Origin of the sequence: Psychromonas ingrahamii 37, assembly GCF_000015285.1 — a bacterium.
In the GTDB taxonomy this organism is placed as follows: domain Bacteria; phylum Pseudomonadota; class Gammaproteobacteria; order Enterobacterales; family Psychromonadaceae; genus Psychromonas; species Psychromonas ingrahamii.
The window spans coordinates 3736824-3751043 of sequence record NC_008709.1; the positions used below are offsets into that span (position 1 = coordinate 3736824).

Annotated in this window: 15 protein-coding genes and 1 pseudogene; 12 read left to right on the plus strand and 4 right to left on the minus strand. The window is 40.5% G+C overall.

Annotated elements, in window-relative coordinates; all coding sequences use genetic code 11:
• Nucleotides 1-37: 37 nt before the first annotated feature.
• The 3 genes from yaaA to PING_RS15655 form a co-directional block, all read right to left on the minus strand.
• Complete coding sequence (gene yaaA / locus PING_RS15645; protein WP_011771293.1) at nucleotides 38-811, minus strand: peroxide stress protein YaaA; 774 nt, start codon at nucleotides 809-811, stop codon at nucleotides 38-40.
• Between the two features lie 78 nt (nucleotides 812-889).
• Complete coding sequence (locus PING_RS15650; RefSeq protein WP_011771294.1) at nucleotides 890-2005, minus strand: PilT/PilU family type 4a pilus ATPase; 1116 nt, start codon at nucleotides 2003-2005, stop codon at nucleotides 890-892.
• A gap of 12 nt (nucleotides 2006-2017) precedes the next feature.
• On the minus strand, nucleotides 2018-3052 hold the full coding sequence (locus PING_RS15655; RefSeq protein WP_011771295.1) for a type IV pilus twitching motility protein PilT: 1035 nt from the start codon (nucleotides 3050-3052) through the stop codon (nucleotides 2018-2020).
• Nucleotides 3053-3070: 18 nt separating this feature from the next.
• Between PING_RS15655 and PING_RS15660 the strand changes: the two genes are divergently transcribed.
• From PING_RS15660 to PING_RS15705, 12 genes and pseudogenes are all read left to right on the plus strand, one after another.
• On the plus strand, nucleotides 3071-3769 hold the full coding sequence (locus PING_RS15660; RefSeq protein WP_011771296.1) for a YggS family pyridoxal phosphate-dependent enzyme: 699 nt from the start codon (nucleotides 3071-3073) through the stop codon (nucleotides 3767-3769).
• Nucleotides 3770-3798: 29 nt separating this feature from the next.
• Nucleotides 3799-3985, plus strand: a pseudogene (locus PING_RS22005) (hypothetical protein); the annotation flags it as partial.
• Between the two features lie 39 nt (nucleotides 3986-4024).
• On the plus strand, nucleotides 4025-4849 hold the full coding sequence (proC, locus tag PING_RS15665; protein WP_011771297.1) for a pyrroline-5-carboxylate reductase: 825 nt from the start codon (nucleotides 4025-4027) through the stop codon (nucleotides 4847-4849).
• A gap of 31 nt (nucleotides 4850-4880) precedes the next feature.
• Entirely contained in the window at nucleotides 4881-5423 is a 543-nt protein-coding gene (locus PING_RS15670; RefSeq protein ID WP_011771298.1) for a YggT family protein, read from the plus strand.
• On the plus strand, nucleotides 5423-5719 hold the full coding sequence (gene yggU / locus PING_RS15675) for a DUF167 family protein YggU (protein WP_011771299.1): 297 nt from the start codon (nucleotides 5423-5425) through the stop codon (nucleotides 5717-5719). The genes PING_RS15670 and yggU overlap by 1 nt, the downstream gene beginning before the upstream one ends.
• Before the next feature lie 18 nt (nucleotides 5720-5737).
• Nucleotides 5738-6178, plus strand: coding sequence for a DUF4426 domain-containing protein (locus PING_RS15680; protein WP_011771300.1), 441 nt, complete (start codon nucleotides 5738-5740; stop codon nucleotides 6176-6178).
• Nucleotides 6179-6210: 32 nt separating this feature from the next.
• Nucleotides 6211-6813, plus strand: coding sequence for an XTP/dITP diphosphatase (locus PING_RS15685; protein ID WP_011771301.1), 603 nt, complete (start codon nucleotides 6211-6213; stop codon nucleotides 6811-6813).
• 70 nt (nucleotides 6814-6883) lie between these two features.
• Nucleotides 6884-8026: a radical SAM family heme chaperone HemW gene (gene hemW, locus PING_RS15690; RefSeq protein WP_011771302.1), complete on the plus strand. Its 1143-nt coding sequence runs from the start codon at nucleotides 6884-6886 to the stop codon at nucleotides 8024-8026.
• A 103-nt stretch (nucleotides 8027-8129) separates the two neighbouring features.
• A complete protein-coding gene (locus tag PING_RS15695; protein ID WP_083761773.1) occupies nucleotides 8130-9977 on the plus strand; it encodes a monovalent cation:proton antiporter-2 (CPA2) family protein in 1848 nt (615 codons plus the stop codon).
• A gap of 1363 nt (nucleotides 9978-11340) precedes the next feature.
• Nucleotides 11341-12126: a hypothetical protein gene (locus PING_RS15700; protein WP_049752993.1), complete on the plus strand. Its 786-nt coding sequence runs from the start codon at nucleotides 11341-11343 to the stop codon at nucleotides 12124-12126.
• Nucleotides 12127-12135: 9 nt separating this feature from the next.
• Complete coding sequence (locus PING_RS20720) at nucleotides 12136-12279, plus strand: hypothetical protein (RefSeq protein WP_198134711.1); 144 nt, start codon at nucleotides 12136-12138, stop codon at nucleotides 12277-12279.
• A 13-nt stretch (nucleotides 12280-12292) separates the two neighbouring features.
• Nucleotides 12293-13150: a mechanosensitive ion channel family protein gene (locus PING_RS15705; protein ID WP_011771305.1), complete on the plus strand. Its 858-nt coding sequence runs from the start codon at nucleotides 12293-12295 to the stop codon at nucleotides 13148-13150.
• Between the two features lie 61 nt (nucleotides 13151-13211).
• Here PING_RS15705 and PING_RS15710 read toward each other — a convergent pair whose 3' ends face one another.
• On the minus strand, nucleotides 13212-13982 hold the full coding sequence (locus tag PING_RS15710) for a hydroxypyruvate isomerase family protein (RefSeq protein ID WP_011771306.1): 771 nt from the start codon (nucleotides 13980-13982) through the stop codon (nucleotides 13212-13214).
• Between the last annotated feature and the right edge of the window lie 238 nt (nucleotides 13983-14220).

The window sequence follows — 14220 nt, forward strand, 5'->3', positions numbered from 1 at the left end:
AGTTATCGGCTGACAGCTGACAGCTAACAGCCGATATTTACATTTCATCCCGATAAAAAACCAATTCTGTGGCACTCGATGCAGATTCAACAAAATAATAGCCTGCACTATCAAACTCTTTTAACTTATCCAATGCAGTCACCTGTTGTTCAATAATATAACGTGTCATTAAACCTCGCGCCTTTTTGGCATAGAAGCTAATCACCTTATATTGGCCATTTTTTTGATCTTTAAATACCGGTGTAATAATCAGCCCGTTTAACTCTTTTATCTTCACGGCTTTAAAATACTCATTTGAAGCGAGGTTAATCAATAAATTATCACCTTGCGCTGCTAATGCTTTATTTAATCTTTGAGTAATTAAACTGCCCCAAAACTGGTATAAATTCGCTCCACGCACATTCTCTAATTTAGTCCCCATTTCTAAACGATAGGCCTGCATTAAATCCAGTGGTCTTAATAAACCGTATAATCCCGATAAAATACGTAAATGCATTTGAGCATAATTTATCGCTTCAAGACTTAATGATTCTGCCTGCAACCCGGTATAGACATCCCCTTGAAATGCAAATAACGCTTGTTTGGCATTATTTAAAACAAACGGCCTATGCCACTGACTAAAACGAGCAACATTTAATCCAGCGATTTTATCACTCACTTTCATCAAGGATGCAATATCCTGCATGGATAATTGATTACAACGATTTATCAATAACTGACTGTCATCAAGTAAATCAGCCTGCGAAAATGCGGTCACGGGTGCGGGTGTTTCAACGTCTAACGTTTTAGCCGGAGAGAGTACAACTAACATTCGACTTCCTATTAATAACGGGTTATTAAAAAGCGACTCATGCCGCTTTTTTATTAAAATAATCACAAGGGGTAGAGATTAAAAGTCGACTGTAACATCAGAAAGCTTGCCACTGTCTAAACTTTTTCGGCTTTCAGTTGATTTAAGCTTAATCATTAAGCGTACATCATTTGCTGAATCAGAATAGGCCAATGCTTCGGTATAACCGATAATGCCGCTTTCATATAAATCAAACAGCGCTTGGTCAAAGGTTTGCATACCATGTTGTCCTGATGATTTCATAATCTGTTTAAGGGTATGCAGCTCGCCAGTACGAATAGCTTCAGCCATGGTCGGTGTATTATATAAAATTTCAAATGCAGCTCGCCGCCCTTGTCCATCTGTTGTTGGAATTAACTGCTGGGCAACTATTGCACGTAAATTGACCGACAGATCAAATAGAAACTGGCGATGATTTTCCTGCGGCACTAAATGTAGAATACGATCTAAAGCCTGATTCGCATTTTTAGCATGCATAGTCGCCATACATAAATGCCCGGTCTCAGCAAATGACAGAACGAATTCCATGGTTTGTCGTGTTCGTATTTCACCGACGACAATAACATCAGCCGCTTGGCGTAATGAATTTTTCAGCGCCTCATCAAATGAACCAGTATCAACACCAATTTCGCGTTGGGTGATCACAGATTTTCCATGTTCGTGAATAAACTCAATCGGATCTTCAATGGTCAGGATATGATCGCATGAATTTTGATTTCGAAAACCAATCATTGCTGCTTGTGTCGTTGATTTACCGACACCCGTTGCACCTACAAATAAAATTAAGCCCTCTTTTGCCAGACAGACATCTTTTAATCGTTCCGGTAAATTTATCTCAGCAAATTCAGGTATTTTAGTTTCTATACGGCGGAGCACCATAGCAGGTTGCCCTTTTTGCATAAAAGCACTGATCCTAAAACGCTTACCATCGTTGGGATGGTGCGCAAAATTGGATTCTTTAATAGTCATAAATTCATTAAAATGTTTTTCATCCATGACCTCTTTTAAGAGATCATAAACTTCTTCGCTGGTCAGTATATGTTCATTAATAGCCTTTAATGTTCCATTTAATTTCATTGTTGCCGGCAAACCAACTGAAATATATAAATCAGATGCTTTTGATTCATCGACCTTAATTAATAACTTTTCTAACATAATAAATTGCCCTTAGAATGTTTTTGGATCGACCGCTTTTTTCGTAGCATCAGCGTGTGCAATAAGACCCTGGCCAACTAAATCACGTAAACTTTGATCTAGTGTTTGCATGCCATGTACCATTCCGGTTTGAATTACTGAGTACATTTGCGCAACTTTATCTTCACGAATCAAATTCCGAATTGCGGGAATGCCCAACATAATTTCATGCGCAGCAACTCGCCCGCCACCCGGTTTTTTAAGTAAAGCTTGCGAAATAACGGCACGTAATGATTCAGATAACATTGAGCGCACCATGCTTTTCTCTCCCGCAGGAAAGACATCAATAATACGGTTAATCGTTTTAGCCGCAGAAGTGGTATGCAGGGTAGCAAAGACCAAGTGACCCGTTTCCGCTGCTGTGATTGCTAAACGAATGGTTTCTAAATCACGCAGTTCTCCGACTAAAATAATATCGGGATCTTCCCGCAATGCACTTTTTAGTGCGCGCTGAAAACTTAAGGTGTGTCTATAAACTTCACGCTGGTTGATCAGCGATTTTTTTGTTTCATGGACAAATTCGACAGGATCTTCGATGGTTAAAATGTGCTCATGACGACTTTCATTAATATAGTCAATCATTGCTGCTAAGGTGGTTGACTTACCCGAGCCCGTTGGCCCCGTTACTAAGACTAAACCGCGAGGGTATTCTGATATTGTTTTAAATATTTCAGGTGCGCCCAGTTCATCTAATGTTAACACTTTGCTTGGGATAGTACGAAAGACAGCCGATACACCACGGTTCTGGTTAAAAGCATTAACACGGAAACGCGCTAAGCCTGGAATTTCAAAGGAAAAGTCGGTTTCTAAATCCTCTTCAAAATCTTTACGCTGTTTATCATTCATAATGTCGTAAATAAGAGTCTGTGCCTCTTTAGGATCTAAAGCAGGGACATTTAATTTACGCACCTCCCCATCGACCCTAATCATTGGAGGAACTCCTGAAGAAAGGTGTAGATCTGACGCATTATGCTTTACACTGAAAGCCAATAATTCTGTTATATCCATGTGATTAAAACCTTATTTATGACTAATATATCTAAAAAAATTAAAAATGTAGAACAAACAATCATTCAGGCGGCTCAACGAGCGGGCCGGAATGCTGATCAAATTCAATTACTCGCGGTCAGTAAAACCAAACCGGTAGCACTGATAAAAGAAGCTTACCTGGCAGGCTTACGTCATTTTGGTGAAAACTATGTACAAGAAAGCATCGAAAAAATTCAGCAGATCAAACTTGATACTGATTTTGAGCAAGCCGTTTTCTGGTATTTTATTGGCCCGCTGCAATCTAATAAAACACGCCCTGTGGCTGAAAACTTCGATTGGGTACAGAGTGTCGAGCGACTAAAAATAGCACAGCGCTTAAATGATCAACGCCCTGACCATTTACCCAAACTAAATGTTTGTTTACAGGTTAATATTAGCGGAGAACAAAGTAAATCGGGTACTACTTTATTACAAGTTATCGAACTGGCTTCACAAGTTAATAATCTACCACGTTTAACACTGCGTGGTATTATGGCGATTCCGGAAAAAACCGACGATCAGCTGCGACTTGAAAAACAGTTCAATGAACTCCATAACATTTACCTGCACCTACAACAGTTATACCCGCAAGTTGATACTCTGTCGATGGGAATGAGTGGGGATTTAGAAAAAGCAATTGCCTGCGGCAGTACTATGGTCAGAATCGGAACTGATATTTTTGGTTCAAGAGGTTAGAGAACAGCAGGAAATTTGTCTGAAAAACGCGTTTGGTTGAACCCTTGATAGGTCAATTAACGGAAGCATTTAATATGAACCGGGTTTGGGCAGGAAAATGTTCGAATTATCGGATGGATACTATCTGGTCGATTAAGTCGCAAGATATTAAACCATGGACTAGACATGCTTGCCCATACCTTACTTAAAAAAAAGCCCTTGCACTGGAACAGTTGATTTATGTTTAAAGTCACAAAGGGCGTCAGGAGAAATAAAATGTTACATAAGAAAATTACCTTTATTGGTGCCGGCAACATGGCCGGCAGTATAATCAGCGGATTAGCTAAATCTGGCTATCCTGCGGATTTGATCTGTGCATGTGCACCCAGTGCGAACAATACACAAAAACTAGCAGACCAATTTTCAATTCAGGCCAGCCAAGACAATGTGACTGCAGTCGATTGGGCCGAAGTTATTGTGCTAGGCGTTAAACCGCAAATGATGGCAGATGTTTGTCAGGCGATGGTTGACCAGGGCGCAGATTTTAGCAATAAGTTAGTTATCTCCATTGCGGCTGGTATCTCTGTACAGCGCCTGCAGTCTTTATTAGGCGAGAAAGCCCAAATTATTCGCACTATGCCTAATACCCCAAGCTTATTACAAAAAGGAATGACCGGGTTATTTGCATCGGAACAGGTAAGCGAAGAATATAAAACCTTTGCGGGCGACTTGATGTCAGCTGTGGGTGAGACAGTCTGGGTAAAAGAAGAAAGCATGATTAATTCCGTTATCGCCGCGTCAGGATCTTCACCTGCGTACTTCTTCCTGTTTATGGAAGCGATGCAGACAAAAGCAATAGAAATGGGCTTTGATCCGGAACAAGCACGTTTATTAGTGTCGCAAGCCGCACTGGGCAGCATTGAAATGGTCAAACAAAACCCAGATATCTCTATTGGTAAGCTTCGTGAAAACGTCACTTCTAAAGAAGGATCAACTGCAAAAGCGCTTGATACTTTTAATGAATTACAATTAACTGAAATCGTCGCTAAAGCGATGCAGGCAGCTTCTGATCGTGGTGAAGAAATGGAAAAATTATTCTAAACTTCAGTTCATAAAATAGAGAGAAAGTATAATGAATGCAGTAAATTTTTTAGCGGAGACCCTGTTTGATCTTTATATCATGATCGTATTATTACGTATCTGGTTACAGGTTGCGAGAGCCGATTTTTACAACCCTTTCAGCCAATTTGTCATTAAAGCGACACAACCTGTTGTCGGACCACTACGCAAAATAATTCCAGGACTTGGCGGTTGGGATCTCGCCACCATTTTATTTGCTTTTGCTGTTGCCTGTTTGAAAATAACGACTTTATCCTTAATCTCGGGGACGGCAATCAATCCCGTGGTGATCCTTATTGTCGGTTTGAGCATCTTAATAGCGGCAATCTTTAAAATACTCTTTTGGGTGTTGATATTACGCGCAATTTTAAGTTGGGTAAGCCGTGGTAATAATCCTATTGAAGCGGTGATGATCCAGCTTACTGAGCCTCTTTTAGCACCGATTCGTCGTTTTATGCCGCAAATGGGAGGATTAGATCTCTCTATGTTAGTCGTCTTAATTGGATTGCAGTTTTTAGAGATGCTGGTCAGTGATGTATTGGCTAAATTATTTTAATGGCGGTTGATAATCTCCAATATGAAGGCGAAGATCTTTTGCTTCGCCTTGTTTTACAACCAAAATCCAGCCGCGATCAATTTATCGGACTGCTGGGAGATGAGCTTAAAATCGCCATTACAGCGCCACCTGTAGACGGCAAGGCCAATGCGCACCTGATTAAATTTTTGAGCAAGCAGTTCAAAGTTGCAAAAGGTGCCATTATTATAGAAAAAGGGTTATTAAGCCGGCATAAACGGGTCCGAGTCTGCGCACCGAAAAAAATGCCTGAATTTTTTAACAGTCTGAATGAATGAAAATTCAAAGGAGTTATTATGCTTAAAATAAAACAGTATTATCAGGTCTTATTTATTGCCTCACTATTTTGCTTTAGCCAAACGGGTATGGCTGCACAATTCCAAGATTTTGATAATCTGGAAGTCCATTACATTGCCCTGCCCAGTACCTTTTTACAACCCGACATTGCCAAAAAATACAATATCAAACGCAGTCAATATAATGGCCTGATTAATATATCGGTACTGGATAAAAGGAATAATAACAAGTCACTTTCAGCCAGTCTAAGCGGGTCAGGAAAAAACCTTTTAGGACAAAGTGAAGCGCTAAAATTTCAAGAAATTAAAGAGGGAGACAGTATTTATTATATTGCTGACTATCCGTTTCTTAATGAAGAAATTGTTAATTTTAACATTATTATTAAAACCTCAAACAAAACCAATGTATTAAAATTTCAACATAAGTTTTATATTGAATAAGTTAAATAAAGAGCATAAAGGACCAATAACACATGAAAAAAAAATGGGTACTCGCCACCGGCAATAAAGGTAAAGTACAAGAAATGAGCGAACTGCTGAATAGCTTTTCGATCGAAGTGCTGCCACAAAGTCAGTTTGAAGTATCAGACGTTGCAGAAACTGGCACAACCTTTGTCGAAAATGCCATTATAAAAGCACGTCATGCGGCTAAAGTAACAGGGTTACCCGCCATTGCCGATGATTCCGGGTTAGAAGTCGATTTTTTAAATGGCCAACCGGGCATTCGTTCTGCGCGTTTCGCTGGCGAAAATGCCACTGACCAGGAAAACATTGAACTTTTATTAAGTAAATTAGAAGGCATCGGCACAGAGCAGCGCCGAGCGCGTTTCCAATGTGTATTGGTTTATTTACGCCATGAATTAGACCCCACACCGATTATTTGTCAAGGGACTTGGCAGGGTATTATCACAGAATCACAGCAGGGTGAAAACGGCTTTGGCTACGATCCCGTATTTTGGGTTGAAAGTGAACAATCAACGTCAGCACAATTAAGCAAACAACGTAAAGCTGAATTGAGTCACCGGGGTCAAGCCCTGGGAAAATTAGTTGAATTGCTTAAAAAGCAATTAGGTTAAATTAAGATTTAAGATAACAATAAACGCAGACTATCATCTGCGTTTTTCTCCCAATAATTTCGAGTACTTCATGTTAAAACTTCCTCCGCTAAGCCTTTATATTCATATCCCCTGGTGCATTGAAAAATGTCCATACTGTGATTTTAATTCACATAAATTACGTGGAGAGGTGCCTGAAAAGGAGTATCTGCACGCTTTATTGGAAGATCTAAGCAATGATTTGGTTTATGTTCAGGGCCGCGTCCTGGAAACCATTTTTATTGGCGGCGGAACGCCAAGTTTATTATCAGCATCGGGTATCGGCTGGTTATTAACCGAAATAGAGAAAAAAATCCCCTTCAAAAAGAATATGGAGATCACCTTAGAAGCCAATCCAGGCGCCATTGAGAATCAAAAAATAGCCGACTTCAAAGCATTCGGTATTAATCGCTTCTCCTTTGGCGTACAAAGTTTCCAACAGGATAAACTTACAAAACTGGGCCGTATTCATGGCGTAGAGGAAGCAAAAACAGCAGCAAGGCAAGCCCATCACGTTGGCATGAAAACCTTTAATTTAGATTTAATGCATGGTTTACCGGATCAAAGCCTTGACGATGCATTAAGTGATTTGCAGACAGCTATCGATCTTAATCCTACCCACATCTCCTGGTATCAACTCACCATAGAGCCCAATACGCAGTTTTTTTCCAAGCCGCCCGTATTACCTGAAGATGATTTATTATGGGAGATTCAAGAAAAAGGGCAGCAGTTACTGGCTGATAATGGTTATATTCAATACGAGATTTCAGCTTATGGCAAAGTGGGTTTTGAATGTTTACATAACTTAAACTACTGGAAATTTGGTGATTATATCGGTATTGGTTGCGGTGCTCATGGCAAGTTGACCCTGCCCCTGCAGAATAAAATATTACGCACCGTTAAAGTCAAACATCCCAAGGGTTATTTAGAGCCAACCCGCGCCTATCTTGATCACATCAATCAGGTCGAAAAAAGTGATTTAGCTTTTGAGTATATGATCAACCGCCTGCGTTTATTTGAGGCTGTTCCTTTTACTGAATTTGAAGATTTCACCGGATTAAGTCTTGAGTCGATTAAACTCCCACTTCAAACAGCCATTGCAAAAAATCTGTTAGTTGAAAATGAGCAGAGTTGGCAAGTAAGCCCATTAGGTTATCGTTACCTTAATGATCTATTAACCTTATTTACGGATTAATCAGCTAATACCAAAAGAACGAAAAAGATGATCACCCTTGCTGGTTAAAATCCTTGATCACTTCATTAATTCTTTTGGTATGACAACCACAATAAGAAACCTTATGACCGAATATTTTGTTTATGCTTTTATTTATCTGGCTGCTGCTGTAATAGCTGTCCCTATTGCGACACGCTGCGGACTCGGTTCAGTGCTCGGGTATTTAATCGCAGGGGTGGTGATCGGCCCGATTATTGGTTTAGTGGGTGATGAGACCAGCAGTATTAAACACTTTGCTGAATTTGGGGTTGTCCTGATGCTGTTTTTGGTCGGTCTGGAACTCGAACCAAAACTGCTTTGGAAAATGCGTAATCGCCTGCTGGGATTAGGTGGACTTCAAGTTATTTTAAGCACCCTATTAGTGATGGGGATTGCATTCTATTTTGTCGATCATTGGGCAACCGCCTTAACGATTGGTTTGATTTTGTCACCTTCTTCAACAGCGATTGTGCTGCAAACCTTTAATGAAAAAGGGTTAAGCAAAACAACAGGTGGCAAAAATGCCTTTTCAATTTTGCTCTTTCAGGATATAGCGGTTATTCCGATGCTGGCATTAATACCCTTAATGGCTTTGCCCGAACTTATCGAAAAATCACAGCAGCTGGCATCAACCGCAGCGCAGCAAAACGAGCACTTAAGTTTAGTGGCAGGCTTACCGAGCTGGGCTTACGCACTGACCGTTGTCACCTCCATTATAGCGGTCGTCTCTGGTGGACACTATTTAAGCCGCCCTTTATTCAGATTTGTCGCCAGCTCAGGTTTACGAGAAATGTTCACCGCCTCGGCATTGATGCTGGTGATCGGCATCGCTGCATTAATGAGTTTAGTGGATTTATCCCCCGCCCTGGGCACTTTTTTAGCGGGTGTTGTATTGGCAAACTCAGAGTTTCGCCATGAATTAAAATCTAATATTGAGCCCTTTAAAGGGCTTTTACTGGGACTGTTTTTTATTACCGTTGGCGCAGGGATAGATTTTAATCTTTTATATTCTGACTTTATGGTGATCCTCACGCTAACCCTCGGCATCATCTTATTAAAAGCGACTGTTTTATTTTTTCTGGCGATAATATTTAAAATTAAGAACAGTGACCGTTGGTTGTTTGCCTTGAGCCTCGCCCAAGCGGGTGAGTTTGGTTTGGTTTTATTAAGCTTTACGGTACAGCAGCATGTTTTACCCTCGGCAATGGCCGCGCCTTTATCACTGGTTATTACGCTATCCATGTTTCTGACACCCGCCCTGTTTATTTTCTTCGAAAAGGTTATTTTACCGCATCATCAGCAAACCAGTAACCGCCGCGCACAAGATAAAATAGATCAAACAGGCTCTGTAATTATTGCCGGAGCGGGTCGATTTGGACAGGTAGTTAATCGCTTACTGGTCGCCAATAATGTCCCCACGGTAGTGATCGATCATGAGTCAAGCATGATCGATCGCTTAAGGCAGGTTAATGTAAAAAGTTTTTACGGGGATGTAACACGCCCGGATATTATGCGTACCGCAGGCATTGAGCAGGCAAAATTATTAATTGTTTCGATCGACGATAAAATACGTGCCACTGAGTTAGTTAACTATATAAAACACACTCACCCGCAGGTAAAAATTCTCGCACGCGCTTATGATCGCGGTCATTATTATTCACTTGCCCACGCCGGGGCCGACTATATTATCAGTGAAACCTACCTGTCCGCTGTAGAGTTGGGAACACAAGCCTTGAAAGATTTAGGCTTTGCTCAAGATAATGTCACTAACCTGCGCCATAAATTCATGAATGCAGAGGTAAAAGGCAGCCGTTCTTTATACAAAATATGGCAGGAAAGCAGCTCCGAACACACTTTTGATAGTGACTACCAGCAACTCTTTATCGAGCTTGAAGAGGAGTTAAGTGAGATCATGGATGAAAATGAAAGCTAACAAGGCGGATAATGAAGAAATGATCAAATTTAATGGCGGTCTTATTTGAGTGCCAACTAGCACAGTCCATAATAACAATCGCATACCCCGTAGGGTGCGCTCCTTGCGGTGCATAAAATGCACCCTACCGATAACTGCCCTGAAATAAGTCGATTACCTTTATATGCTCGCGATAACAGCATAGGGCAACAACAGTTCGTAGGGTGCATTCTATGCACCGATTGCTGCCTTAAAAGTATTACCACAGAGGACACAGAGGCGCTGCGCGCTACACAGAGTGAAGACTAACTCGTAGGGTGCATTCTATGCACCGATTACCGCTGCCTTTTGGCTGTCTCTAGTGCTTTCAGACTTAAATACGAAAATACATTTTTATGATGAGGTGTCTGTAGTGCATTTTTTGTAACAAACTTAAGTCCGAAGACACTAATGCTTTTCCTTAAGCTGAGCCCACGCTTACCGCTCTATTTCGACATTCCTAAACACCTTTATACTCCGCTATCTCTGCGCTTTATAAAATGCCATCCCCCAATGACTTGCTAATTGCCTGTCACTTTAAATAAATCCATTTAGTCGCTTTATCAATAAAGAATAAACAGAAAAAAGCCATTAAATGGTCTACAATTTTGCAGTGAAAATTAACTATAAAATCAATGTAGAGCAAGTCAAATGGATACTGAAACGTTCTGCTGGGGAGAGGTTAATCTGGATAAAGAGTGTTGTTTGCAGCTAGACAATATTACCCCTTTGTCCGTGACGATAGAGCATCACGATTATAAATAATACACATAACTATCATAAATGAGCATAACTATTATGAATAATGAGACTCCCTGGTGGGGAGAGGTTAATCTGGATAAAGAGCGTTGTTTACAACTAGACAATGTTACCCCTTTGTCCGTGGCGATAGAGCATCATAATTATAAATAATATACATAACTATTATAAATGAGCATAACTATTATGAATAATGAGACTCCCTGGTGGGGTGAGGTTAATCTGGATAAAGAGCGTTGTTTGCAGCTAGACAATATTACCCCTTTGTCCGTGGCGATAGAGCATCATAATTATAAATAATATACATAACTATTATAAATGAGCATAACTATTATGAATAATGAGACTCCCTGGTGGGGAGAGGTTAATCTGGATAAAGAGCGTTGTTTGCAACTAGACAATATTACCCCTTTGTCCGTGACGATAGAGCATAACTATTATGGATAATAAAGCACCCTGGTGGGGTGAGGTTAATCTCGATAAAGAGCGTTGTTTACAACTAGACAATATTACCCCTTTGTCCGTGGCGATAGAGCATCATAATTATAAATAATATACATAACTATTATAAATGAGCATAACTATTATGAATAATGAGACTCCCTGGTGGGGAGAGGTTAATCTGGATAAAGAGCGTTGTCTGCAATTAGACATTGGCCCTTTGTCCGTAGCGATAGAGCATGACGCCCATGAGTGGCGCATCCATTCTCAACGGGAAAAGGAGGTCGATACTAATGATAATCGTCTGCACAAAATAGTCGGCCAATTTTCGCCCTGTTATTATCAGGATGTCGCACGCTATATTGTCAACAGCAGCAGCAATCATATTCAATTATTACCGGCATTGGCCGACAGGTCAGTCGTTTGCCGGCCGGTTGCGCCAATCAACCTTGATGCCGGTGCAAGTGTGACTTTATATGTTAGCACCCCGATTTATTTGATGATTAACGTCGTCAACAGCAAAACCTCCTTATTACAGGAACTCGCCACTCAGCGTCTTTCCGATACCTGGTTTGGTCCGTCAACCTGCAGTGGTGAGTTATGTTACGCCAGTGCCACCAGTGGTCGTTTAGATTTGCAAAAACTCCCCTATCGCATTCAAAGAGCGACAACCCCTCTGCTGATACATAATAATGCCGATGATAATTTACTTTTTGAAAGAGTCGCCTTACCCACCCCCCTATTATCACTTTACGCCGCTAAAAATGGTCAATTATGGACCGAAAATATCACCCTAACCCGGGAAGATAATGGTGATTTTGCACAGCTAAAATTAGGCAAAGCTCCGCTGAAAATGTCATTCGTTAATGGACCAAGAAAAAACATAGGCCATAGTCAGATAATTCGCGCCTTTAGTGCCATTTTTAATTAAAGATATAAAATGAATGAGATAGGGCATTACCTCACTGATATTGTTAATATCGAGTTCCTCGCCAAACTGCTGCGCGCGGCTTTATTATTAATATTAGGTTTTATCTTTGCCAAGCTGATCAGTTATTACAGTACGCGCTTTAGCGAAATTTAACTAAGGATACAAAATGAATGAGATCGGGCATTACCTCTCTGATGTTTTTAATATCGAATTTATCGCCAAACTGCTGCGCGCAGCTTTATTATTAATATTAGGCTTTATCTTTGCCAAATTGCTCAGTTATTACAGCACACGCTTTAGCGAAAAAGTATTTACCCTGCAGACCGCCGGTCTTATTAAGCGAATCATCTATCACCTGATTTTTATACTCTTTATCTTTTCAGCAATGTTAGAGATGGGCTTTAATCTTAACGTTCTGCTGGGTGCTGCCAGCGTATTAACCGTGGCGGTGGGCTTTGCTTCACAAACCTCAGCATCCAATTTTATTAGCGGTATTTTCCTGATGGCTGAACGCTCATTTAGCGTCGGGGATGTGATTCGTGTGGGCACCACAGTAGGAGAAGTCTTATCCATTGATCTGCTATCGGTTAAGTTGCGTACCTTTGATAACTTATTTGTCCGCTTGCCTAATGAAACATTAATTAAATCCGAGGTGACCACCCTCACTAAATTCCCGATTAGGCGGCTGGATCTAAAGATTGGCATCGCCTATAAAGAAAATATTGATAAAGTGAAAACTATTTTACAGCAGGTCGCATCGGATAATCCGTTATCTTTGGAGGAGCCAAAACCTTTATATATTTTTCAAGGATTTGAAGATTCATGCTTAAGTCTGCAGTTTTCAGTCTGGGCAAAGCGGGAAAATTTTTTGGAATTAAAAAATTCGATTTACGAGCAGATAAAAATCGCTTTTGATAAACAGGAAATCGAAATACCTTTCCCGCATATTAGTCTCTACGCAGGCAGTGTTACCGAGCCTTTTCCCATTAAAATAACCAGAGAAAAAAAATCATCAAAGCAGTGAGTTCAAAACCTTTGGACCCACTCCTTATATCGATATGGTTGCGCCGATTTGGCTGTACAGATTAAATTAACCAGGTGGCAACGTCGCGCAGCGCCGCAACCGGCTGATCGTTCGTTGGCCAATATTCAAGGCCGACATGCCCGATAAAGTTTGTTTTTTGAATGGCGGAAAATACCTGTGGATAATTAATTTCGCCACGTTGTAGTTCATTTCTACCCGGATTACCTGCCGCATGGAAGTGGCCGATATAATCAATATTATCGACAATATTACGGATAACATTACCTTCACTTATCTGCTGATGATAAATATCAAATAATACTTTTACCTTTGGGCTTGCGACTTGTTTAACAATATCAAAAGCCTGATCACTGCGAACCAGGAAATAACCGGCATGATCAACCCGTTCATTAAGCGGCTCTATTACTAGGGTTATATCTGCCGCTTCTAATAAAGGCGCGGCGGCTTTTAAGCCATTTATAATTGATTGTTGCTGCTCCGCTCGCGATCTAGATTCAATAAAATCACCAACCTGCGATATCAATATTTTAATGCCCAGTTTCTGCGCCGCTTGAATCGATTCCTGCAGTCCCTGTAAATAATTATCACGCAGTGCAGGCTCAACTAAACTGATAAATTTGGTACAACAAGCCGCTATTGTTAAACCCTGTTTATGCTGCGCTGCTTGTAAGCTATCAAGATCTTTGTCCCACCAGCCCCAAAATTCGATATGACTGATATTAGCATCTTTAACCTGTGCACAAGCCTGATCGAAAGATTGACCACTAAAAACCGCATCAATACAAACAGAAGGAACTAAATTTTTACGCATAAAATACCCCAAATAATTTAAGAAGGTTTTATACCTAAGCTGCCTGAAGATTCAGGTGACTTGGGTATAAAACGAATAACGCAGTGTTAATAGGTTAGTTAGGATAATCGGTTTTAATGCATTGAATTGCAAGATAAGAGGCTCAAATAATCAACAGTAGCAGTATTTTTAGTGCCTTACCTCGTGCAGGAAAAGGGGGAAGTGACCGACCCAAGTTTGGTTTGATTATTATTTTTAA

Excerpts from the sequence above, each read along its gene's own strand:
- yaaA (WP_011771293.1), bottom strand. The coding sequence starts at position 811 with ATGTTAGTTGTACTCTCTCCGGCTAAAACGTTAGACGTTGAAACACCC.
- PING_RS15650 (WP_011771294.1), bottom strand. The coding sequence starts at position 2,005 with ATGTTAGAAAAGTTATTAATTAAGGTCGATGAATCAAAAGCATCTGAT.
- PING_RS15655 (WP_011771295.1), bottom strand. The coding sequence starts at position 3,052 with ATGGATATAACAGAATTATTGGCTTTCAGTGTAAAGCATAATGCGTCA.
- PING_RS15660 (WP_011771296.1), top strand. The coding sequence starts at position 3,071 with ATGACTAATATATCTAAAAAAATTAAAAATGTAGAACAAACAATCATT.
- proC (WP_011771297.1), top strand. The coding sequence starts at position 4,025 with ATGTTACATAAGAAAATTACCTTTATTGGTGCCGGCAACATGGCCGGC.
- PING_RS15670 (WP_011771298.1), top strand. The coding sequence starts at position 4,881 with ATGAATGCAGTAAATTTTTTAGCGGAGACCCTGTTTGATCTTTATATC.
- yggU (WP_011771299.1), top strand. The coding sequence starts at position 5,423 with ATGGCGGTTGATAATCTCCAATATGAAGGCGAAGATCTTTTGCTTCGC.
- PING_RS15680 (WP_011771300.1), top strand. The coding sequence starts at position 5,738 with ATGCTTAAAATAAAACAGTATTATCAGGTCTTATTTATTGCCTCACTA.
- PING_RS15685 (WP_011771301.1), top strand. The coding sequence starts at position 6,211 with ATGAAAAAAAAATGGGTACTCGCCACCGGCAATAAAGGTAAAGTACAA.
- hemW (WP_011771302.1), top strand. The coding sequence starts at position 6,884 with ATGTTAAAACTTCCTCCGCTAAGCCTTTATATTCATATCCCCTGGTGC.
- PING_RS15695 (WP_083761773.1), top strand. The coding sequence starts at position 8,130 with ATGACCGAATATTTTGTTTATGCTTTTATTTATCTGGCTGCTGCTGTA.
- PING_RS15700 (WP_049752993.1), top strand. The coding sequence starts at position 11,341 with ATGAATAATGAGACTCCCTGGTGGGGAGAGGTTAATCTGGATAAAGAG.
- PING_RS20720 (WP_198134711.1), top strand. The coding sequence starts at position 12,136 with ATGAATGAGATAGGGCATTACCTCACTGATATTGTTAATATCGAGTTC.
- PING_RS15705 (WP_011771305.1), top strand. The coding sequence starts at position 12,293 with ATGAATGAGATCGGGCATTACCTCTCTGATGTTTTTAATATCGAATTT.
- PING_RS15710 (WP_011771306.1), bottom strand. The coding sequence starts at position 13,982 with ATGCGTAAAAATTTAGTTCCTTCTGTTTGTATTGATGCGGTTTTTAGT.